Here is a 21,260-nt window from a genome sequence, read left to right as displayed (position 1 = left end):
TGTGGAAGCGAGGACTGAAGACTCGTGAAGCTGACCGGTACTAATAGGCCAACAACTTACACCACACACCACCCAGGCAACTGGTGTGGTGGCCAGGATTACCCTGTTCGCGTCCACCATGCAGCTCCCGATCAACAAACCCCACCCCAACACACTTCTCACGTGTGATGGATGGGGGAACATCAGGGAAAGAACGACACCGACCAGCTGGTGTCCCACAGGTTCACCCCGGAAATGGGGGAATAGTGTTACGGCGGCCATAGCGTGGGGGAAACGCCCGGACCCATCCCGAACCCGGAAGCTAAGACCCACAGCGCCGATGGTACTGCACTCGTGAGGGTGTGGGAGAGTAGGACACCGCCGGACAACCCGTAACCGAGACGCCTCGGACCACCCCCCCTGCAACGACGCAGGGGCCACGGTCCGAGGCCTCTCGCATTTAACACGATGTGTACTGGCCTCCGCCGGCGTGGGTTTCGCTTTCTCCGCATCGGGAGCCTCCGGCACGTGGCGACTGCGCCCGTGACCACGCCCGGTCCACGTCGACGAACGATGCCGTAGCGTCCTCATCCGCGCCGTTCCCACCGAATCGCTGTTGCGCGTCAGCTCACGGTGTGCGATTGTTCTTCTGATCGTGACAAAGCCGCAGGAGGTGAGACCCATGAACGCAGTGTCCCTGGGTGCTCCCCGCCATCCACGATTCCGCGACTGACACGTCGCCGTCGGAGCGCCCGCCGATCGAGCGAAGGCGACTCCCGTGAACAACGCAATCTTTTCTTCATTCTCAACCCAGGACTCCGCGACAGCCGGCGCAGGCCGCACCGGAGTCCATCGGCGTGCTCAGCAGACCGATGGTGGCTTCCCAACACATCCAAGAAGTCGAGCGCTCGTGCTCGGCGGAGGCGGATCGACCGGCAACGCCTGGTTGATCGGCGTCATCGCCGGCCTCGCCGAGGCGGGCACACCGGTGACCGACGCCGACCGCATCATCGGCACCTCGGCCGGGTCGACAGCCGCGGCCCAGATCACCGGGACGAACGTCTCCGACCTGCTGGCCGCGGCCCTCACGCCCGCGGCCTCCCCACGGCCGGGATCCAGGCAAATCGTGCAGCCACCGTCCCGCGCCGTCACCCCTCATCTGGAGCGACTCAAAGCGATCATCGCCGCCGCAGCCGATTCCATGGACATGCGACGCAGAATCGGTGCCGCGTCGCTCGAGCAGGCTGTGTCGGACGGGTCCGTCCGGGATCGATGGCGAGCGACCGTGGCATCACGACTGCCGAGCCCTGACTGGCCGGACCGTGAGATCCACATCACCGCGGTCGATGCTCGGACCGGTGAGCCGGTCGTCTTCGACCGGAACAGTGGAGTCGAGCTCGTGGACGCCGTCGCCGCCAGTTGTTCCAACGGTTCGGGTGTTCCGCCCTACCGGATCGGCGACCGCTGGTACCTCGACGGCGGGTACCGCAGGAACGAGAACGCCGATCTGGGGGCCGGGTGTGCACGGGTGCTGGTGCTCACACCCTTCGGTGGCAGGTCCCTGCATCCCGCGACGTGGAAGACGCAGCTCGCGGCCCAGGTCGACGAACTCCGGCACGCCGGCAGCGCCGTGGAGGTGCTCGCCCCCCGCGCGGAGGAGGAGCACCTGTTCGGCGCCAACGCGATGAATCCGTCGCTGCGCCCGGACGCTGCACGCGCCGGATTCGAGCTGGGCCTCGCGCAGGCCGAACGACTCTCGACCTTCTGGGGCTGACGAGACGCGACCGCCCTGCCACCGCTGTGGCAGCGCAGACACGCCGACGGCCGCCCACCGAGGAGGTGAGCGGCCGCTGTCGTGGGTGCGGACAGGGTCAGCGCGTCGCTGCGGCAGTCCGGTTGCGCCCGCGCCGTTCGACCTTGAAGTCCGTCGTCATGTCCTCGAGTTCCTTGCCCTTCGTCTCGGGCACCCGGAAGAACACGAAGAAGAACGAGACGAGCGCGAAGAAGGCGTACAGCCCGTACGTGAAGGACAGCGACATGTCGCGAAGGACCGGGAAGCTCAGGGTGACGAGCCAGTTGGCGATCCAGTTCGTGGCGGTCGCGATCGCCATGGCGTACCCGCGGATGCTGTTGGGGAACATCTCGCCCAGCAGGACCCACATGACCGGGCCCCACGTGGCGCCGAAGAACACGACGAACGCATTCGCCGCGATCAGGGTGACCTGACCCCATCCCTGGGGCAGCTGCAGGGCGCCGTTGACCATCGAGGCCGTGCCGAAGCCCATGGCCATGACGGCGAGGCACACGGCCATGCCCAGCGAGCCGATCAGCAGGAGAAGCCGACGGCCGATCCGGTCGACGAGGGCGATCGCGATGATGGTGACCAGCACGTTGATGACCGAGGTGATCACCGAGGCGGTGAAGGAGAAGCTCTCGTTGAACCCGACCGAGCTCCACAGCGAGGTCGAGTAGTAGAAGATCACGTTGATGCCCACGAACTGCTGGAACGCGGCCAGCAGGATGCCGGTCCACACGATCGGTAGCAGGAAGTACTTCTTGTCCCGGACGTCGCGGTAGGAGGGCTTCTCCTCCCTGTGCACCGACTCCCGGATCGCGGCCACCCGCTTCTCGACCTGCTCGCGGGTCTCCCCGAGCACCTCCTCGAGCACGGAGGCAGCCTTCGCGTCCCGCCCGCGGCTGACGAGGAAGCGCGGCGACTCCGGGATGGTCAGCGCCATCACACCGTAGACCACCGAGGGGACCACGCCCACGAGGAACATCCAGCGCCAGGCGGAGATACCCGCCCACAGCGTGCTGTTCGCGCTGCCGGCGGACGTTGCCAGCCACGCGTCGGAGAGCAGGGCGACGAAGATGCCGAGCACGATCGCCATCTGCTGGAGGGAGGCCAACCGGCCACGCAGGCGGGACGGGGCGATCTCCGAGATGTACGTCGGCCCGATCACCGACGCGATACCGATGCCGACACCGCCGATGAGCCGCCAGATGGCGAGATCCCACGCGGCGAAGGCGAAGCCCGAGCCGAGGGAGGAGATCAGGAACAGGATCGCACCGACGAACATGACCCGCAGGCGTCCCCAGCGGTCGGCGAGGGGACCGGCGAACCAGGCGCCGACCGCCGAACCGATGAGGGCGATCGAGACGATGACGCCGGTCAGTGCGGCCGGGAGGGCGAAGTCCTTGGCGAGGGCGTCGACGGCGCCGTTGATCACGGAGCTGTCGAAGCCGAAGAGGAACCCGCCCACGGCCGCGGCGATCGAGATGATGACCGCTCGGCCGGCGTGCTGTTCCGGGTGATAGCCGTAGGTCGAGTGGTCCGGCTCCACTCCACCGCCGCTTGCTGATTGACTCACGATCCGCCTCCGTCATTGGATACTGCGCAGTGCCCTGGTTCCGACCCAAACTACTCCTGACGAGGCAGCCGCGCGACGCGCTGACCTGCGCGCTCGAGGTCCCTGACGGGACGGGTCGCTATGCGTAGAGTGAACACGTCGACGAGGAGGCGGAGGACGTGGGCTGGATCGAGCATGCCATCTGGTGGCACGTGTACCCGCTCGGTTTCACCGGCGCCGAGCACACCCTCCGTGAGGCCGGCGACTCGGTGCGGCACCGCCTGGCAGACCTGACCGGGTGGTTGGACTACCTCGTCGAACTCGGCTGCAACGGCCTGGCCCTCGGACCCATCTTCCTCTCCGCCTCCCACGGGTACGACACCGTCGACCACTACACGATCGATCCGCGGCTCGGTGACGACCGCGACTTCGACCAGCTGATCGACGAGGCGCACGCGCGCGGCATCAAGGTGCTGCTCGACGGCGTCTTCAATCACGTCGGCCGTGACTTCAGCATGCTGCAGCGGGCGGAGGCGAACGGCCCGGAGTCGGACGCGGCGGCGTGGTTCCGCTGGGAGGACGTCGACGGGCAGCGCCGCGCCGCGACGTTCGAGGGGCACGAGGGTCTCGTCGCACTGAACCACGACCACCCCGCCGTCGTCGAGTACGTGGGCGACGTCATGAACCACTGGCTCGACCGTGGCGCGGACGGGTGGCGGCTCGACGCGGCGTATGCCGTGCCACCGGACTTCTGGGCCGGTGCCCTCGCCGGGCCGCGAGAGGCCCACCCCGAGTTCTGGGCGGTCGGGGAGATGATCCACGGGGACTACGTCGACTACGTGACCGCCTCCGGACTGGACTCGGTCACGCAGTACGAGCTGTGGAAGGCCATCTGGAGTTCCATCAACGACGTCAACTTCTTCGAGCTCGAGCACGCGCTCGGGCGCCACGCGACGTTCTGCCGACGGTTCCTGCCGATGACGTTCCTCGGCAACCACGACGTCACCCGGCTCGCCAGCCGCATCCAGCGCGCCGACCACCGGGACCACGCCCAGGCGCTCCTGTTCTTCCTGCCCGGCGTGCCGAGCGTGTACTACGGGGACGAGCAGTCCTTCGCCGGGGTCAAGGAGGAACGGCTCGGCGGCGACGACGAGATCCGGCCGCCGTTCCCCCACGGCGGCGAGGGCCTGCACGGGTGGGACACCTACCACCGCATCCAGGAGCTGATCTCCGTGCGCCGGCGCCATCCCGGGCTGCAGAGCGCCGAGCTCGAGGTCGTCACCGTCGAGAACGCCTTCCTCGAACTCGGGGCCACCACGGACGGGGCACGGTTGCGCCTGAACCTGAACCTGGAGGACGAGCCACGGTCCGTCCCGGCCGGCCAGGTGCTGGCCGCCTCCGACGGCAGTCGCACCCCGGGTGCGGTCGCGGCGCACGGGTGGCAGATCGCCGTCCTCGGACCGACGTCGTCGACCGACTGACCGTTTCGATTCCCGCCGGGTCGAGCTGAACGCCCACGTCAGAAGCGGGACTGTTCAGACCGCGGGAATTCGTCGATTCGCGACGCTCGATGAGTTTCTCGACACCCCGTCGAGCTGATAGGATCGTCGACGGCCGGCACCTCTGGGGGGTGCCGGCCGCATGCATGTCCGGGGTCGTTCCGCCGAAAGGTCAGTCGTCCTCGGTGCTCAGCACCGCGAGAGTGCGGGTGTCCGGGTTGATGAGGATGTTCGCCTCGTCCCGGCGGTGACGCAGGATGTCCTCCATGTAGGAGGTCACGGCCTCCGAGAGCGGGATGAACCGCTGCTGCCGCTCCGACATGTACCACCGGTGCTCGAGCACCTCGTGCACCACCTCGGGCGGTTCCAGCTTGCCCGCCAGGTCGCGGGGGATGGACCGCACGATCGGCTCGAACACCTGCTGCAGCCACAGGTGTGCGGCGTAGTCCTCGTCCAGGTCGGGGTGGTTGGCGGCCCGGTAGGTGTCCATGTCGTTGAGCAGCCGGCGCGCCTGGTTCTCCTGCACGTCGAGCCCCGTCAGCCGGAGCAGGCGGCGCGCGTGGTGCCCGGCGTCGACGACCTTGGGCTGCAGCAGGAAGGTGGTGCCCTCCGCGCTCGTGGTGATCGAGTACTCCTCGACGTCGAACCCCAGGTCGTTCAGCCGGCGGATCCGCTCGGCGACCCGCCACTTGTCCGTGGCCTTGAAGGACTCGATGTCCAGCAGCTCCGACCACAGCCGTCGGTAGGAGTCCATGATGCGTTCGCTGGTCTCGATCGGATCGACGGCGTCGACGAGGCCGCCCTCCATCAGGTCCATCAGCTCGCCGGCGATGTTGACTCGCGCGATCTCCAGGTCGTACTCCCGCTGCCCCGCGGACAGCTCGGGATAGATCTCCCCGGTCTCCGCGTCCACGAGATAGGCGGCGAAGGAGCCGGCGTCGCGCCGGAACAGGGTGTTGGACAGGGACACGTCGCCCCAGTAGAAGCCGACCAGGTGCAGCCGGACGAGCAGCAGCGCGAGGGCGTCGATGAGCCGGGTGAGGGTGTCCGGTTTCAACTGCTGGGAGAAGAGCGCCCGGTAGGGGAGCGAGAACTTCAGGTGCCGGGTGACGAGGGCCGTCGCGAGCTCCTGGCCGTCGGCGTCGCGCCGGTTGCTGACGATGGCCACGGGCTCGACGCACGGGACATCGAGGCGCTGCAGGCGCCGGAGGATGTGGAACTCGTGCCGCGCGATGTGGTCGCTGGTCTCCTTCACGGCGACGACGGCCCCGGCCAGATGAGCGAACCGGACGACGTGCCGGGAGATGCCGCGCGGCAGGGACGCCAGGTTGTGTTCCGGCCACTCCTCGAGCGGCACGTCCCACGGCAGGTCGAGCAGCTCGGGCACCGTGGCGGCCGCGGTGATGCTCAGCGAGGCCGGTCCGGCGCCCTCGGCGCGCGGACGGTCGGTGCCGCCGCGGGGCAGCCGGCCCTTCGCGGACCACTCCTGGGGTTCCTCCCAGGCGGCGGTACCGGACGGCGTGGCGGGCTGGGCGCCGGCGTCGGGCGTGGGCAGCGCGGTGGTTGCGTTGTCGTCCCCGGACGGATCCGGGGACGACGTCGACGCAGCGGACCCGCCGGCGCCCTCGGTGGGTGCGGGGGTTCCGGCGGGTCCGTTCATGCGTGGTCCTCCTGCTGGATGTCTGCGTGGGTGGCCGGGCGGAGGGTCACGGCCGTACCCGACGGGTCACTCGACGACGTCGGAGAGGCTCGCCTGCGGAGTGTCAGCCGCGGGGCCCCCGTCGCCCAGGCGCAGCCCGGTCTTCGTGTCGAACAGGTGGACGTGGCCTGCCTGCGGCCGGACGTGCACGGTCTGCCCGGCACGCGGTGGGCGGCGACCGTCGGCGCGGGCCGTGATGGTGTGGTCCCGGTCCCCGATGGTGGTGTGACCGTACACGTAGGCGTCGGCGCCGAGCTCCTCGACGACGTCGACCTCGACCGGCAGGCCTTCGCCCGCGCCGGCCATCTCGAGGTCCTCGGGCCGCACCCCGAGGGTCACGGTGTTGCCCGCGGCCTCCTGCAGGATGTCCCGCGGCACCGGGTAGACGGCGTCGCCGAACTTCACGCCGCCGTCGACGACGGGCAGCTCCACCAGGTTCATGGCGGGCGAGCCGATGAACCCGGCCACGAACACGTTGTTCGGGTGGTCGTACAGATTGCGCGGGGTGTCGACCTGCTGCAGCAGCCCGTCCTTGAGCACCGCGACCCGGTCACCCATCGTCATGGCCTCTACCTGGTCGTGGGTCACGTAGACCGTGGTGACGCCGAGCCGGCGGGTCAGGGACGCGATCTGGGTGCGGGTCTGCACGCGCAGCTTGGCGTCGAGGTTGGAGAGCGGCTCGTCCATGAGGAAGACCTGCGGGCTGCGGACGATCGCGCGGCCCATCGCGACGCGCTGGCGCTGGCCGCCCGAGAGGGCCTTCGGCTTGCGGTCGAGGTACTGCTCGAGGTCGAGGAGCTTGGCGGCCTCGCGCACCCGGCGCATCCGCTCCTCCTTGTCCACACCGGCGATCTTCAGGGCGAAGCCCATGTTGTCCGCGACGGTCATGTGGGGGTAGAGCGCGTAGTTCTGGAACACCATGGCGATGTCCCGGTCCTTCGGGGGGACGTCGGTGACGTCCTTGTCGCCGATCCAGATCTTGCCGTAGTTGATGTCCTCGAGGCCGGCGAGCATGCGCAGCGACGTGGACTTGCCGCAACCGGACGGGCCGACCAGGACGAGGAACTCGCCGTCGGCGATGTCGAGGCTGAGCTTGTCCACCGAGGGCTTGTCCGAACCCGGGTAGATGCGGGTGGTGTTGTCGAATCTGACCGTGGCCATGATGATTCCTTCCCTTCACCGGCAGGTACGTGCCGGACGATCCGTTGTGAGCGGGATGCACGAGTGGCGCTGACCAGTCATGACGGTCACGACGACGTCGTGACTGTGACGTGTTTCACGCACTCGCGGACATTATGCCACAGCAGTCGCAAGCGCTTCCGGGTGGCCGCCGGAGGGAACACCCGGGGGCTGCCCGGCGAAACCGGCTACTCGTCGAGGCCGGCTACTCGTCGAGGCTGGGCCCGACGCCCTCCCGGTCGAGCGGGGGCATGTCGAGGGCCTCGCGCCGCAGCCGCAGGATCGTCTCCAGCAGGACGGCGACGTGCTCGGGGTCATCGGTGCGATAGGCGGCGGCGGTCTGCCCGTCGCCCACCTTGACCCCCACGTCACCGGAGGCCAGCGCGGCGAACCCGGCCTCGTCGGTGACGTCGTCCCCGGCGAAGAGGATGCCGGTCGCGCCGGTCAGGTCGCGCAGCGTGGCCAGGCCGTCGCCCTTGGACGCGGAGACGACCGAGGCCTCGACCACCTTCTTGCCCTGCATCACGTGCACGCCGTCCATCCCGTCCAGCACGCGCAGCGCCTCGGCGGTGGCGGCCTCGTCGACCTCCGGGGCGGCACGGCGGGTGTGCAGGACGGCGCCGGCCGGCTTCTCCTCCAGGCTCGAGCCCGGGTGGGCCTCGACGATCCGGCGGATCGTCCCGGTGACGGTCTCGAGGAGGCGGCGTTGCCGGTCGTCCAGCTCCAGGGGCGCCGCCTCGGGGCCGAGCCAGGTCTCGGCGCCGTGGCTCGCGATGAGCAGCGTCCGCTCGTCCGGGGAGGCGACGTCGCGCAGCGACGCGAGCGCGCGGCCGGACACCAGGGCGGTGCGCGTCTCGGGCAGGGTGTTCAGACCGGCGAGGGCCGTGCTCGCGGAGGGCAGCGCACGGGCGTCCTCGGCGCGATCCGTCAGCGGGGCCAGCGTGCCGTCGAAGTCCATGCACACGAGCAGGACCGGCGTGAACGCGAGCCGCTCGAGGGCGTGCTGCAGCCGGTCATCGAGCCCCATGTCAGCGGCTCTCCTGCAGGGCGGACAGGAAATCGGTGGACCACCGCTTCACGTCGTGCTCGAGCACCTGCTTGCGCATCGCGCGCATCCGGCGGGCGGCCTCCCGGGGCTCCATGTGGATGGCGCGCACGATGGCGTTCTTGACCCCGTCGATGTCGTGGGTGTTGACGAGCAGCGCCTGCCGCAGCTGCTCCGCCGCACCGGTGAACTCGCTGAGCACGAGCACCCCGTTGTTGCGGGTCCGGGCCGCCACGTACTCCTTGGCCACGAGGTTCATGCCGTCCCGCAGGGCGGTGACGAGCAGGACGTCCGCCGCCAGGTAGAGGGCGACCATCTCCTCCACCGGGTAGCTCTGGTGCAGGTAGCGGATGGCCGTCTTCTCGAGGGTGTCGTAGGTGCCGTTGATGCGCCCGACGGTGGACTCGACGTCGTCCCGGAGCGTCTTGTAGTGCTCGACGCGCTCGCGGCTCGGGCTGGCCACCTGCACGAGCGTGCAGTCCTCGACGCTGACCCGGTGGTCCTCGAGCAGCTCGCCGAAGGCCTTGAGGCGCTCGGGGATGCCCTTGGTGTAGTCGAGCCGGTCGACGCCGAGCAGCAGGGTGGTCGGATCGCCGAGCTCGTGCCGGATCTGCCGGGCCCGCTCGACGACGGCGGGATCGGCGGCGAGGTCGGCGATGTGCCGGGAGTCGATGGAGATGGGGAAGGCGCGGGCCTCCACCTGCCGCTCCGCACCGTCCTCGTCGGTGATCGTGAAGATGCCCTGCCGGCTCTGCGCGCCGAGGAAGCGCCGCACACAGCGGGTGAAGTTCTGCGCGTCGCCCGGGCGCTGGAAGCCGATCAGGTCGGCGCCGGCGAGGCCCTCGAGCACCTGCTGGCGCCACGGCAGTTGCGCGTAGATCTCCAGCGGCGGGAACGGGATGTGGTTGAAGAAGCCGATGCGCAGGTCGGGGCGGAGCTGGCGGAGCATCGCGGGCACGAGCTGGAGCTGGTAGTCCTGCACCCACACGGTCGCGCCCTCGGCGGCGGCATTCGCCGACGCCTCGGCGAACCGGCGGTTGACGCGGCGGTACGCGTCCCACCAGGTCCGATGGAACTCCGGCGGCGCGATGACGTCGTGGTAGAGCGGCCACAGCGTGGCGTTGGCGAAGCCCTCGTAGTACAGCTCGACCTCGCGGGCGGACAGGTCCACCGGCACGAGGTGCATGCCGCTGTGGTCGAACTCGTCGAGCGGCTCGTCGCTGGCGCCGTTCCAGCCCACCCACGCGCCGTCGGCGTGCTCCATCACGGGAGCCAGGGCGGTGACGAGGCCGCCGGGGGAGCGCCGCCAGTCCGACTGCCCGTCGATCGTCACGCGGTCCACGGGCAGGCGGTTGGACACGACGATGAAGTCGTAGTCGCCCGGAGGCGTCGGCCCGGGCCCGGGATCGAGAGAAACGGCGGTGTCGGCCATGAGGTGAGCACGTCCTTTCCCGGCCGCACGGGCGACGCGGATGACGGGGAGAGCGGTCTGGTTCCTCAGCTTACTTGGCGTCGGCGGGCGTTCAGGGTGGCTGCCTAGAATGAGGTGTCCTTCGGCCCTTGCGCCGTGTCGCCGTCCGATTCTCGAGGATGCATGAGTCCGCAGAACGAACCCCGTCAGACCAAGTCCCAGCGCCAGTCGGCGGCCCGCGAGCGGGCCCGCCTGATCCGCGAACAACAGCGCAAGCGTGAGCGCCGGAACCGGATGTTCACGATCTGGGGCATCGTGGCGGCCGTGGCGGTGATCGCCGTCGTCATCGGCTTCATCGTGGCGAACGGCATCCGCGGTCAGGTCGCGGACTCGGGGGCGAGCCCGGCGAACACCAACGCGTACGGGGGCGTCACCCTCGTCAAGCCGAATCAGTTGGCCACCTCGCCGGCGTCAGGTGACGTCAACGTCAAGGACACCCAGTCACCCACCGCGAGCGCCAGCGCCAGTGGGGCCGCGCAGCCCGTGCCGCACGGCGTCGAGAAGGCCGCCTCCGGCAAACCGGCGCAGATCGTCATCTTCGTCGACCTGGCCTGCCCGGTCTGCAAGAACTTCGAGGCGTCCTACGCGAACCAGCTGGACACGTGGATGAAGGACGGCAAGGCGACCGTCGAGTACCGCGTGACCAACCTGCTCGACGGTTCCGCCTCGACCACGAACTACTCGTCGCGCGGCGCTAACGCCGCGTACTGCATCGCCAACTCGGCGCCCGACAAGCTGCAGGCCTTCCTCAAGAGCGCCTACGAGCAGCAACCGCAGGAGGGTGGCGAGGGCCTGTCGAACGACAAGCTCAAGCAGCTCGCCAGCAGCGCCGGTGCCGGTGACATCGGCAGCTGCATCGACAACGGCACCTATCGCCCGTTCGTGAAGTACCTGACGGATCAGGGCCGCGCCGACGGCGTGACCGGGACGCCGACCGTCTTCGTCGACGGTCAGCGCTGGAGCAACTCGGGCGACTTCACCGAGTTCGCGCAGAAGATCATCTCCGCCCGGAAGTGAGCCCACCACGGCCCCCGGCGCCGTGAGCCGTGGGCTAGCCTTGTACGGCTCTGTCCTCACGGCTTCGCCGGGCGCACGCGTCGTGCGCCCGGCACCTCGCCCCCTTAGCTCAGTCGGCCAGAGCATCTGTCTTGTAAACAGAGGGTCGCCGGTTCGAATCCGGCAGGGGGCTCCAGTCACCCGCCTCGCGCGGTTTCGTCGGCCGCGCGGCGTCGCGCCGCCAGATGGTCGCGCAACCCGTCCTCCCCGCGCCGCATCATCGCGTGATGTGCCCGCGTGAAGAGCGGGGCCGCGACCGGGCTCAGGACGGCCATCCAGCGGCGGACGGGGCGGACCTGCCAGCCGATGACGACGTCGGTGCCGCCGTCCGCACGCGGCGCGAGCCGGACCGCTCCCGTGCCGGACAGGTCCTCGCCGGCGTCGAACGCCACCTCGCGCAACCGCTCGACCCGGGTCGCGTGGAACGAGATGCGCAGCGTGTAGCCGAGCGAGGCGCGGAAGTCGAAGGTCGCCGTGGAGGCGAGCAGGCGAGCCTCCCGGGACCGGCCGCCGTCGTCGTCGGCGTGCTCGTCGGCATGCTCGACGGGCTTCGCCGCGGTGCAGCCGGGCCACCACGCGGCCCAGTCGAGCCGGGGGTCGGCGATCACGTCCCACACCGCGTCCACGCCGTCGGGGAGGCTCCAGGTGGAGTCGAGGTCGTAGAGCCGCGCCGTCATGGCCCGATGATAGGCGTGGGCCGACAGGCCGACGCGACCACCGGGGCCGCGAACGGCTCCGCACACGCCGGAGGCCACCTCTGTCGCCGAGGTGGCCTCCGGTGTCGTGCGAGCGTTCGGCGCCGACCGGCGGAGCATCCGCCGCTCAGCGCCGTTCAGCGCCGGTCAGCCGTCCTCATGGCTGGTCGAGCCGGCCGGGATGCCCGGGACGTCGGCGGGGCCGTAGACCTTGGCGTCACCCGGGTACGGGGTCGTCCAGTGGTGGGTCTGGTACCAGGTCCACCGGTTGAACAGGTACGGGTTGGCGACGTCCTCCTTCGCGCCGTCGCCCGTGGCGTGCTGGTCGGCCGCCCACTGCGTCCACTGCTCTGCGACGCCGCGCATCGAGGCGGGCACCGCCGTCTCCTTCGCCGAGGCACGCTGCACCGCCGCGGCCGCCGCGCCGGTCTGGCCGAGCGAGTCCGGCCCGCACTCCGGGGCGGTCTTCACGCCCTGGGTGAGCGGAACCTGGTTCGGGACCGCGGTGTAGGGCCGCAGGTCCGCCTTGTCGGTGAACGCGTCGAGCATCGGGGTCGCCGCCGCGACCTTCTGGTTCAGCGGCTGGGCGCCGAGGATCTGCTCGATGGTGCGGATCATGTTGATCTGCGAGTAGAAGGTGCTGACAGTCTTGCCGTGCGCCGCGTACGGGCTGATGACCTGCACGGGGGCGCGGTGGCCGTCGACGTGGTCGGCGCCGTCCTGGCTGTCGTCCTCGGCGATGAAGATGGCCGAGTCCTTCCAGTACTTCGAGTGGGAGATCGTGTCGACGATCTTCCCGACCGCCAGGTCGTTGTCCGCGACCTGGGCCACCGGGTCGGCCGGCCCGCCCGTGTGGTCGCTGGACAGCCACGTCATCTGGAAGTTCTTCGGTCCGTTGGCCTCGAAGTCGTGCTTCCAGGTCTCGTAGCGGTAGATGTCCGGGATCTGCAGGTCGAACGGCGCGGCATTCGGGTCGGTGATGTCGTTCAGCGACGGGATCACCGAGCTCGCGTGCAGCTGGATGTCCGGGGTGAACAACTGCTTCGGGTCCCCGCCGGCCATGGTGCTCTTCGCCGCGCAGTAGTACTGCTGCCAGGTGGCGCCGGCCGGCTTGCCCTCGCCGTACAGGAACTCGCCGTAGTTGCGGGCCGTGTTGCCGGCCGACTGGATCGCGTTCCACAGGAAGCCGGACCGCTGGTGACCCAGGACGTCCTCCTCGGTGTCGTACGAGCGCTTGTACTCGCCGGCGCTCTTCTCCGTGTACGCCGGGTCGTCGCCCTGCATCATCCAGTTGTGACCCTCGGCCGAGTTGGTGCCGATGTCGTACGTGTTGTCGTACAGACCGAACTGGCTGGCCAGGGCGTGCTGGTTCGGGGTCACCTTCGCCCCGAACTGGGCGAGCGAGGCGTCCCCGTTGCCCTGCTTCATGTCGCCGTACACCTGGTCGTACGTGCGGTTCTCCTTGACGATGAGGAACACGTGCTTGATGGTCGACGGGTCGCCGATGCGCTTCGGCACGGCCACGGGCTTGACGTGCGCGGCGCTCGCGCCCTCCGCCTGCTTGGTCTTCGTCGCGTCCCACCCGTTCTGCTGGAACACCGTCGCGGTGTCCTTCCGGATCTGGTGGTCGTCCGGCAGCGTGAATCGGGTGAGCGACGCGGTCGTGGAGTGCGTGCCATGACCGGTCGCCGGCGTCGTGCCCGGGCCCTTGGAGAAGGTCAGTTCGGGGCCGCGCGCGTCGATGCCCCGGACGTTGGTGACGACGATCTGGCCGTTGTTGGTCGTGACGTCGCCGGGGTAGTAGTCCGTCGGGAGGAGGCCGATGAAGCTGGTTGGGTCCCGCGGGTCCCGCTTGTTGACCTGGTAGACCGCGATCGCGTTCGCCCGGCCGAGGGAGACGAGCAGGTGGTCGCCCTGCATGGTGATGCCGGTCGGCTCGTACCCGACCTTGGAGGAGGCCCAGGGCTGCGTCGCGATGGTCTGCTTGACCGTGTTGGTGCGGGTGTCCACGACCGAGACGGTGTCGCTGTTGGTGTTCGCGACGTAGAGGGTGGACCCGTCGCGGTACATGGCCGTCGGGTGCAGCTGGACGTCGATCGATGCGACGGGCGCTGCGGCGTTCGCCGTGTCGATGACGCTGACCGTCCCCGTGGTCGAGGTGCCCAGCCGGGGATCGGCCGGGACGGCCGTGCCGTAGGAGTCCATCGTCGTCTCGCCCGCGGCTGCCTTGCGGCCGCCCTCGTTCGAGACGTACAGCCTGGAGCCGACGAAACGGAGCTGGCGCGGGGCGATCCCGGTCGCCCAGGTCTGCTTGACGGTGCCCGCGGTCGGGTCCAGTGCGACGACGGTGTTCTGCCCGTTGACGGCGGCGTAGAGGGTGTCGCCGTCGGGGGAGAAGGCCATGCCCGCCGTCAGCGCCTGCTTGCCGTCCACGGTCGGGATGCTGATCTTCGTGCCGGCGCCCAGGGAGCCGTCGGCGTTGAAGGGGTACCGGACGAGTCCGGTCGCGACGGGCTGGTAGAGGAACTTCCCGTCGGGGGAGAAGACCGGGCCTTCCTGGCCGACCGAGCCGTCGGCGACCTTCTGGTAGACCATGCCTGGGTGGCCGGCGTTGGAGGCGGCGGTCGCGAACGCCGCCTCGGCCTGGGTGCCCGCCGCGGCGACGGGCTTGTAGGTCTTCAGGTCGAAGACCTGCAGGGCCACCGAACGGTCGGTGCTGGTGCCGACGAGGTAGCGGCCGTCGGGGCTGACGGTCGAGCCCAGGATCTTGCCGAACGGCGTCATCAGCCGGTCGCCGAGGGGCTTGACGACCTGGTTGGACGAGACCTGCTCACCCTTCGCCGTCTGGTCCCCGACGTGCGACTGGTTGAACGCCAGTGTCGAGGCGCCGGCGATGCCGCCGCCCGCCAGGACGAGCGCGCAGCTGGCGGCCACGATCGTGAGCGGTCGGTGCCGTGAGGCGGCCGCCGACAGGCGGCGCAGCCCCGACGGGCGGGACTGTGGTTCCTCGGGGGATCCGGTGGCAGCGTGATTCCATCTGGCCATGGCGGTGCTCCTGTTGTTCTCTGCCCGGGTGCCGGCGGCACGGGGGCGATGGTCCACGGGGAGTCCCGGCGGCTCCCCCTGCTGCATGGGGGGCTCTCGCGTGAAGGGCCGGTGTTCGGCCTTGTCAGGCTTCTCCCCGGATCTGACCAGCAGGTGACGTCGCTTCCAACGGGAAGGGAACACGAGTGACCGGGCGCACGTCGGCGGCGCGGTCGGACGGCGGCCGACCGATGACCGCGGATCGACGTCGTCGCTGTGCTTCGCCGGTGACGGTGCCGGTGACATACTGTGCGCGGGACCGCTCGGGGGAGCGGGTGATGATGGGGGAACGGGGACATGGGTCGTGTCGACGAGGTGATGGACCGCGCGTCCGATGAGGGGCGCGCGAACGAGCGTCACCCGCACCGGGGACGCCGGAGGATGCTGCGCATCGCGGTGGTCCTGGTGGCGCTGCTGGCCGTCGTCGTGCTCGCGGCCGCCGCGTACCTGGTGACCCTCGGGCACGCCTTCGACGACCACGCCCACCGGATCGGTCAGGCGTTCCCCGACGAGGCGTCGCGACCTGCAGCCGGCGCGGACGGCGCCGTCAACATGCTGCTGCTCGGCAGCGACAGCCGCGGGGCCGCCCCGTCGCAGGCCGCCGCCGGCGTCGCGTCCGACCAGCGATCTGACGCCATGATCTGGGTCAACATCCCGGCCGACCGCAAGCACGTCTACCTCATGTCGATCCTGCGGGACACCTGGGTGGCCATTCCCGGCCACGGGCGGGCCAAGATCAACGCGGCGATGGCCGAGGGTGGCATCCCGCTCGCGGCCGAGACGCTCGAGCAGCTGTTCGGCGCCCGGCTCGACCACATCGCTCTCATCGACTTCGACGGTTTCCGGGCGGCCACCGACGCCCTCGGCGGGGTGACGGTCGACGTGCCGGTGGCCTTCTCCTCCGGTCAGCACACCTTCCGGGCGGGACGGCAGACCCTCGACGGCGACGCCGCGCTCGCCTTCGTGCGCGAACGCAAGGCGTTCCCCACCGGGGACTACCAGCGGGTCAAGGACCAGCAGCTCGTCCTGAAGGCCATCCTGGATCAGGCCCTGAGCGTCGGCACGCTGACCGATCCCCTGCGCGTCGCGGACCTCGTGAACCGCGTCAGCCCCTACCTGAGCGTGGACACCACCCTCGACTCGACCGCGATGGCGTCACTGGCCCTGTCGCTGCACGCGGTGCGGGCGGGCGATGTCCGGTCCTTCACGCTGCCGACGCGGGGCACGAGCACGTCGGCCGACGGCCAGTCGATCGTCGTCGCCGACACCGCGGCGATCACGGCGGTGGGCCGGGCGCTGCGGGAGGACTCGCTCGGCTCGTGGCTCGCCTCGCAGGACGCCGCGGGACGCTGACGCATCGATGACGGGGGGACCCGCGCACGGAAGGGGCCGGGCGCCTCGGCGCCCGGCCCCCGGTCCCCCCTGTCCGTCCCCGCGTCAGGCGGCGACGGACCCATGGGGGTCGATCACGAATTTCTTCGCGACCCCCGAGTCGAAGTCGGCGTAGCCCTGGGGTGCCTCGTCGAGGCTGATCGTCGTCGCGTTCACGGCCTTGGCGATCTGCACGCGGTCGTGGAGGATCGCGTTCATCAGGCCCCGGTGGTACTTCATCACCGGGCACTGACCGGTCGTGAACGAGAGCGACTTGGCCCAGCCGGTGCCGAGCGAGAGGGAGAGCGACCCCTTCTTGGCGGCCTCATCCACGCCACCCGGATCACCCGTCACGTACAGGCCCGGGATGCCGAGCGCACCACCGGCCGCCGTGATGTCCATGAGGGTGTTCAGCACCGTGGCCGGCGCCTCCTGCCCACTGTGGCCGTGACCCTTCGCCTCGAAACCGACGGCGTCGATGCCGCAGTCGACCTCACCCACCCCGAGGATCTGCTCGATCTGGTCCGCCGGCTCGCCGTCGGAGAGGTCGATGGTCTCGCACCCGAAGCTGCGGGCCTGCTCGAGCCGCTGCGTGTTCATGTCGCCGACGATGACGACGGCGGCGCCGAGCAGCTGGGCGCTCGCCGCCGCGGCCAGGCCCACCGGGCCCGCGCCCGCGACGTAGACGGTCGAGCCCACGCCGACGCCCGCCGTCACCGCGCCGTGGAAACCGGTGGGGAAGATGTCCGAGAGCATGGTCAGGTCGAGGATCTTCTCCATGGCCTGGTCCTTGTCCGGGAACTTCAAGAGGTTCCAGTCGGCGTAGGGAACCACCACGTACTCCGCCTGGCCGCCGACCCAGCCGCCCATGTCGACGTAGCCGTAGGCGCTGCCGGGCCGGTCCGGGTTGACGTTCTCGCAGATGCCGGTCTTGCGCTCCTTGCAGTTCCGGCAGCGTCCGCAGGCGATGTTGAACGGCACCGAACAGAGGTCGCCGACCTTGATGAACTCGACGCCGGGGCCGGTCTCGATCACCTCGCCGGTGATCTCGTGCCCGAGGACGAGGCCCTCGGGTGCGGTGGTGCGGCCGCGGACCATGTGCTGGTCGGATCCGCAGATGTTCGTGGTCACCACCTTGAGGATCGCGGCGTGGGGCAACTTCCGGCCCACGTTGGCCGGATTGACGCCCGGGCCGTCCTTCAGTTCGAACGTGGGGTAGTCGATGTCCCTGACCTCGACCTTGCCCGGGCCCATGTAGCTCACCGCGCGGTTGTCCGCCATGATGTCTCCTTCGCCGTCGTCGTTCGGTTCGGGGCAGTCCGGGGCCGTGAACGATCACAACAGGACTGCCGCCGACGCAGGCCAGCACCTCATGGAGCGCCGGTCATCCGAGCCTAGGCCGGACCTGCCCCGCTGTGAAGTGCCTCACAGGGCACTCCCGGGTAGGTTGACGGTATGGCGAAGGAGAAGGACGCGACCGTCCTGTCGGTGCCCGGTCCGGACGGTGACCGGGAGGTGCGCATCTCCAGCCCCTCGCGCGTGCTCTGGCCCGAGGCCGGGCTCACCAAGCTGGACCTCGCCCAGTACCTCGTCGCCGTCGCCGAGCCCTTCCTGGCGGCCAACGGGGGCCGGCCGGTGTCCCTGCAGCGGTTCTCCGGGGACGTGACGGGTGAGGAGTTCTTCTCCAAGAACCCGCCGCGCGGAGCCCCCGACTACGTCGACGCGGTGACCGTGACCTACCCGAGCGGCCGCTCCCACCCGCAGGTGGTGATCCGTGAGATCGCGGCGGCGGTCTGGGCCGCGCAGATGAACACGGTCGTCTTCCACCCCTGGGCCTCGCGGGCTCCGCTCACGGACAACCCGGACCAGCTGCGCATCGACCTGGACCCGCAACCCGGCACCGACTTCAGCGACGCGGTGACCGCCGCGCACGAGCTGCGCGCCGTGCTCGCCGAGGCGGGGCTGACCGGTTTCCTCAAGACGTCCGGCAACCGCGGCCTGCACGTGTATGCCCCCATCACGCCCGAGCACGAGTTCCTCGACGTGCGGCACGCCGTCATCGCCATCGGCCGAGAGCTGGAGCGGCGGATGCCCGACGCGGTGACGACCAGGTGGTGGAAGGAGGAACGCGGGGAGCGGATCTTCGTCGACTACAACCAGGCCAACCGCGACCGGACGATCGCCGGGGCCTACAGCCCGCGGGCCCTGCCACACGCCTCCGTCTCCTGCCCGGTCAGCTGGCACGAGCTCGACGACGTCGACCCCCGGGAGCTGACGATCGCCACCGTGCCGGAGCGGGTCGCTTCCGTCGGGGACCCGTGGGCGGACATGCACGCGCAGCCCGGCACCCTGGACACCGCGCTGTCCTGGTGGGAACGGGACCTGGAGAACGGACTCGGCGAGCTCGCGTTCCCGCCCGACTTCCCGAAGATGCCGGGGGAGCCGCCGCGGGTCCAACCGAGCAGGGCGAAGAAGAAGCCGGCCGCGGAGCAGGACTGAGGGTCAGAGCAGGACGTCGTTCAGGTCCCAGGCGACGGGGACGTCGAGCTGGTCGTAGGTGCACGAGCGCGCGTCCCGGTCCGGCCGCCAGCGGGCGAACTGCGCGGTGTGCCGGAAGCGCATGCCCTCCATCTGGTCGTACTGCACCTCGAGCACCCGTTCGGGCCGCAGCCGGACGAACGACGTGTCCTTGTTCGAGGAGAACCGGTTGCGCTCGCCCTCGCCGGTCAGCGGATCCCCCTGCTCGTCCCGCTCGACGACCGGGGCGAGCTCGTCGATCAACTCGAGCCGGCGCGCGTCGCTGAAGGCGGAGACGCCGCCCACGCCGTAGAGCTCGTCCCCCTGGTACAGCCCGACCAGGATGGAGCCGACGCCCTGCCCGCTCTTGTGGATGCGATAGCCCAGGGCCACGACGTCGGCGGTGCGGTGGTGCTTGACCTTGAGCATCGTGCGCTTGTTCGGCGTGTAGGGGGACGTCAGAGCCTTGGCGACGACGCCGTCCAGGCCAGCGCCCTCGAACTCCTCCAGCCAGCGCTGTGCGGTGGGCAGGTCGTCGGTCGTCTGGCTCAGGTGGAGCGGCGCCGTCAGCGGGCCGACGAGCTTCTCCAGACGCGCGCGCCGTTCGGACAGCGGCTCGCCGAGCAGGCTGGTGCTGCCCTCGGAGAGCAGGTCGAAGGCGACGAACGACGCCGGGGTCTCCTCGGCGAGCTTCTTCACCCGGCTCGCGGCGGGGTGGATGCGCTGGCTGAGCGCTTCCCAGTCCAGTCGCTCGGACCCGCGCTCGCCGGTGCGGACGATGAGCTCGCCGTCGAGCACGCACGGGACCGTGATCTGCTCGGCGATCTGCGCGACCACCTCGGGGAAGTAACGGGTGAGCATCTTGGACCCGCGGCTGCCGATCTGCACGTCGGTGCCGGCGGCGTAGATGATCGCCCGGAACCCGTCCCACTTCGGCTCGTACTGCAGGCCGCCGGCCACACTGTCCGGGGCGGGCACCGTGGCCACGGCCTTGGCGAGCATGGGGGCGACGGGGTCGTCGGCGCGCAGAGCGGTCATGGACCGATTGTGACGGGCGGGAGGGGCCGGCGCCAACGACGCCGCCACGGAGACGACGCCGCCACGGCCGGTGGACGCGTGGCGGGGCGCCGTCAGCGGCGTGGGCCGCGCCGGCCGGAGGTGCGGCCGCCGGGCTGCCGGCCACGTCCCGACCCAGAGCCCTTGCCCCCCGACCCGCTCGCCCGGGCACCGCCCCAGCCCGTCGAGGACGTCCCCGACCCCGTCGCTCCGCCGGTCCGGCCACCGGCCCCGCGGCGCGGCCCCTCGGCCGGTTCGCGGCCGGCGAGGGGCTGCCGGGAGCTGCTCGCGGTGCGGCCGCGCAGCACCCCGATGAACTCCTCGATCACCGGGTCCTCGTCGTCGGCCCACCACGCGACGCCGATCCGCGTCGGCTCCGCGTCGATCACGGGCCGCAGCACCACGTCCCGGTTGTTGACCGCGCGGGCCAGCGGAGCGGGCAGGACGGCGACGCCGGCACCGGAGGCGACGACGTCGAGCAGGCCGGCGGTGCTCAGCTCGCCCGGATCCAGGAGGGTCTCGTCCTCGAGGTCGGCGAGGGTGACGGCGTCGAAGGCGGCGACGACGTGGTCCCGCGCGGCGGCGACCGCCATCTCCTCGACGTAGAGCTCGATCACGTGCATCGTCTCGGTGCGCTGCAGGTCCCGCCCGAGCAGCAGCCGCACGCGGCGCTCGGTCAGGGCGGCGAGCTGGTCGCGCGTCGGGAGCGGATGCTCGACGAGGGGGATCTCGGGGTGGCGCTCGTGCCAGCGACGCACCCACTTGCCCGGCGTCGTGCCCTCGACGAAACCGAAGTCGAGGTTCTCAATCATGATGGCCCTCCCGGCCCGGCGTCCCTCGTCCGAGCAGCAGGAGCAACCCTAACGAGCGGGGCGCCGCTGCAGCGAAACACCGGGCGAACCAGCCGGTCGAGACAGTCGGCAAGACCGCGAGCCAGCGATGTCCGGCCCCGGCACCGCGGTGATGTACCCCGGACATGAGGGAGGCGGTGGACGGGCAGAGCACCCGTCCGTGCCCTGCCTGTCCACCGCCTGGCGGGTCCCCCTCGCCCGCACGGGTGGCGACGACCCCTCATCGCCACCCGATGCCATTCCCTGCGACATCCATGCTGGCCGTCCGGCACCGCCCGCCGATAGAGGGGAAACCCTTGACTTCTCCGGTGCCGCGACCCGCCGAGTTCAGCCGCGTCCGTCCGTGACGCCGCCGGGCGGACGGCCTGACCGGGAGGACGGGCGCCCGTCGGTAGACTGATCGCCGGG

Annotated in this window: 15 protein-coding genes, 1 tRNA gene and 1 rRNA gene; 7 read left to right on the top strand and 10 right to left on the bottom strand. The window is 70.3% G+C overall.

Going from position 1 to position 21,260, the window contains the following annotated elements:
- The first annotated feature begins 249 nt into the window (after positions 1 to 249).
- Both rrf and V6N00_RS12440 read left to right on the top strand, forming a co-directional pair.
- Positions 250 to 366, top strand: a 5S ribosomal RNA gene (gene rrf / locus V6N00_RS12445).
- Positions 367 to 889: 523 nt separating this feature from the next.
- Complete coding sequence (locus V6N00_RS12440; RefSeq protein WP_334232728.1) at positions 890 to 1,753, top strand: patatin-like phospholipase family protein; 864 nt, start codon at positions 890 to 892, stop codon at positions 1,751 to 1,753.
- Between the two features lie 97 nt (positions 1,754 to 1,850).
- Here the strand turns inward: V6N00_RS12440 and V6N00_RS12435 are convergent, their stop codons facing one another.
- Positions 1,851 to 3,323, bottom strand: coding sequence for a sugar porter family MFS transporter (locus V6N00_RS12435; RefSeq protein ID WP_334232754.1), 1,473 nt, complete (start codon positions 3,321 to 3,323; stop codon positions 1,851 to 1,853).
- A 185-nt stretch (positions 3,324 to 3,508) separates the two neighbouring features.
- Between V6N00_RS12435 and V6N00_RS12430 the strand changes: the two genes are divergently transcribed.
- The gene (locus V6N00_RS12430; protein WP_334232727.1) at positions 3,509 to 4,810 is read left to right on the top strand and encodes an alpha-amylase family glycosyl hydrolase; all 1,302 of its coding nucleotides are present in this window, start codon (positions 3,509 to 3,511) and stop codon (positions 4,808 to 4,810) included.
- A gap of 190 nt (positions 4,811 to 5,000) precedes the next feature.
- Here the strand turns inward: V6N00_RS12430 and V6N00_RS12425 are convergent, their stop codons facing one another.
- The 4 genes from V6N00_RS12425 to otsA all read right to left on the bottom strand — a co-directional run bounded on the left by V6N00_RS12425 (position 5,001) and on the right by otsA (position 10,183).
- The gene (locus V6N00_RS12425; protein ID WP_334232726.1) at positions 5,001 to 6,488 is read right to left on the bottom strand and encodes a DUF4032 domain-containing protein; all 1,488 of its coding nucleotides are present in this window, start codon (positions 6,486 to 6,488) and stop codon (positions 5,001 to 5,003) included.
- A gap of 66 nt (positions 6,489 to 6,554) precedes the next feature.
- On the bottom strand, positions 6,555 to 7,688 hold the full coding sequence (locus tag V6N00_RS12420; RefSeq protein ID WP_334232725.1) for an ABC transporter ATP-binding protein: 1,134 nt from the start codon (positions 7,686 to 7,688) through the stop codon (positions 6,555 to 6,557).
- A 223-nt stretch (positions 7,689 to 7,911) separates the two neighbouring features.
- Positions 7,912 to 8,733 carry a trehalose-phosphatase gene (otsB, locus tag V6N00_RS12415; protein ID WP_334232724.1) on the bottom strand — a complete coding sequence of 274 codons (822 nt, stop codon included), beginning with the start codon at positions 8,731 to 8,733 and terminating at the stop codon, positions 7,912 to 7,914.
- Between the two features lies 1 nt (position 8,734).
- Complete coding sequence (gene otsA, locus V6N00_RS12410) at positions 8,735 to 10,183, bottom strand: alpha,alpha-trehalose-phosphate synthase (UDP-forming) (RefSeq protein ID WP_334232723.1); 1,449 nt, start codon at positions 10,181 to 10,183, stop codon at positions 8,735 to 8,737.
- 162 nt (positions 10,184 to 10,345) lie between these two features.
- Here otsA and V6N00_RS12405 point away from each other — a divergent pair, with 162 nt between their 5' ends.
- Together V6N00_RS12405 and V6N00_RS12400 are read left to right on the top strand one after the other, a co-directional pair.
- Complete coding sequence (locus V6N00_RS12405; RefSeq protein ID WP_334232722.1) at positions 10,346 to 11,239, top strand: DsbA family protein; 894 nt, start codon at positions 10,346 to 10,348, stop codon at positions 11,237 to 11,239.
- A gap of 98 nt (positions 11,240 to 11,337) precedes the next feature.
- Positions 11,338 to 11,414: transfer RNA gene (locus tag V6N00_RS12400), tRNA-Thr, on the top strand.
- Position 11,415: 1 nt separating this feature from the next.
- On the opposite strand, the gene V6N00_RS12395 is transcribed toward V6N00_RS12400, so the two are convergent.
- Both V6N00_RS12395 and V6N00_RS12390 read right to left on the bottom strand, forming a co-directional pair.
- Positions 11,416 to 11,955: an SRPBCC family protein gene (locus V6N00_RS12395; RefSeq protein ID WP_334232721.1), complete on the bottom strand. Its 540-nt coding sequence runs from the start codon at positions 11,953 to 11,955 to the stop codon at positions 11,416 to 11,418.
- Between the two features lie 165 nt (positions 11,956 to 12,120).
- Positions 12,121 to 14,907, bottom strand: coding sequence for an alkaline phosphatase family protein (locus V6N00_RS12390; protein WP_334232720.1), 2,787 nt, complete (start codon positions 14,905 to 14,907; stop codon positions 12,121 to 12,123).
- A 531-nt stretch (positions 14,908 to 15,438) separates the two neighbouring features.
- Here V6N00_RS12390 and V6N00_RS12385 point away from each other — a divergent pair.
- Positions 15,439 to 16,410, top strand: a complete 972-nt coding sequence (locus V6N00_RS12385; RefSeq protein ID WP_334232719.1) for an LCP family protein — start codon at positions 15,439 to 15,441, stop codon at positions 16,408 to 16,410.
- An 84-nt stretch (positions 16,411 to 16,494) separates the two neighbouring features.
- Here V6N00_RS12385 and fdhA read toward each other — a convergent pair whose 3' ends face one another.
- The gene (fdhA, locus tag V6N00_RS12380; protein ID WP_334232718.1) at positions 16,495 to 17,709 is read right to left on the bottom strand and encodes a formaldehyde dehydrogenase, glutathione-independent; all 1,215 of its coding nucleotides are present in this window, start codon (positions 17,707 to 17,709) and stop codon (positions 16,495 to 16,497) included.
- Between the two features lie 174 nt (positions 17,710 to 17,883).
- Between fdhA and ligD the strand changes: the two genes are divergently transcribed.
- The gene (gene ligD / locus V6N00_RS12375; RefSeq protein ID WP_334232717.1) at positions 17,884 to 18,927 is read left to right on the top strand and encodes a non-homologous end-joining DNA ligase; all 1,044 of its coding nucleotides are present in this window, start codon (positions 17,884 to 17,886) and stop codon (positions 18,925 to 18,927) included.
- 3 nt (positions 18,928 to 18,930) lie between these two features.
- Here the strand turns inward: ligD and V6N00_RS12370 are convergent, their stop codons facing one another.
- Positions 18,931 to 19,983: an ATP-dependent DNA ligase gene (locus tag V6N00_RS12370; RefSeq protein WP_334232716.1), complete on the bottom strand. Its 1,053-nt coding sequence runs from the start codon at positions 19,981 to 19,983 to the stop codon at positions 18,931 to 18,933.
- A gap of 92 nt (positions 19,984 to 20,075) precedes the next feature.
- Entirely contained in the window at positions 20,076 to 20,813 is a 738-nt protein-coding gene (locus tag V6N00_RS12365; protein ID WP_334232715.1) for a LysR substrate-binding domain-containing protein, read from the bottom strand.
- Positions 20,814 to 21,260: the final 447 nt, after the last annotated feature.

The organism is Tersicoccus mangrovi, from assembly GCF_036881825.1.
Classification (GTDB): domain Bacteria; phylum Actinomycetota; class Actinomycetes; order Actinomycetales; family Micrococcaceae; genus Tersicoccus; species Tersicoccus mangrovi.
This window is presented reverse-complemented; position numbering and strand designations above follow the sequence as displayed.

Coding starts and splice junctions, on each gene's coding strand:
- V6N00_RS12425 (WP_334232726.1), bottom strand. CDS start 6,488: ATGAACGGACCCGCCGGAACCCCCGCACCCACCGAGGGCGCCGGCGGG.
- otsA (WP_334232723.1), bottom strand. CDS start 10,183: ATGGCCGACACCGCCGTTTCTCTCGATCCCGGGCCCGGGCCGACGCCT.
- V6N00_RS12370 (WP_334232716.1), bottom strand. CDS start 19,983: ATGACCGCTCTGCGCGCCGACGACCCCGTCGCCCCCATGCTCGCCAAG.
- ligD (WP_334232717.1), top strand. CDS start 17,884: ATGGCGAAGGAGAAGGACGCGACCGTCCTGTCGGTGCCCGGTCCGGAC.
- V6N00_RS12420 (WP_334232725.1), bottom strand. CDS start 7,688: ATGGCCACGGTCAGATTCGACAACACCACCCGCATCTACCCGGGTTCG.
- V6N00_RS12405 (WP_334232722.1), top strand. CDS start 10,346: ATGAGTCCGCAGAACGAACCCCGTCAGACCAAGTCCCAGCGCCAGTCG.
- V6N00_RS12395 (WP_334232721.1), bottom strand. CDS start 11,955: ATGACGGCGCGGCTCTACGACCTCGACTCCACCTGGAGCCTCCCCGAC.
- otsB (WP_334232724.1), bottom strand. CDS start 8,733: ATGGGGCTCGATGACCGGCTGCAGCACGCCCTCGAGCGGCTCGCGTTC.
- V6N00_RS12365 (WP_334232715.1), bottom strand. CDS start 20,813: ATGATTGAGAACCTCGACTTCGGTTTCGTCGAGGGCACGACGCCGGGC.
- V6N00_RS12385 (WP_334232719.1), top strand. CDS start 15,439: ATGCTGCGCATCGCGGTGGTCCTGGTGGCGCTGCTGGCCGTCGTCGTG.
- fdhA (WP_334232718.1), bottom strand. CDS start 17,709: ATGGCGGACAACCGCGCGGTGAGCTACATGGGCCCGGGCAAGGTCGAG.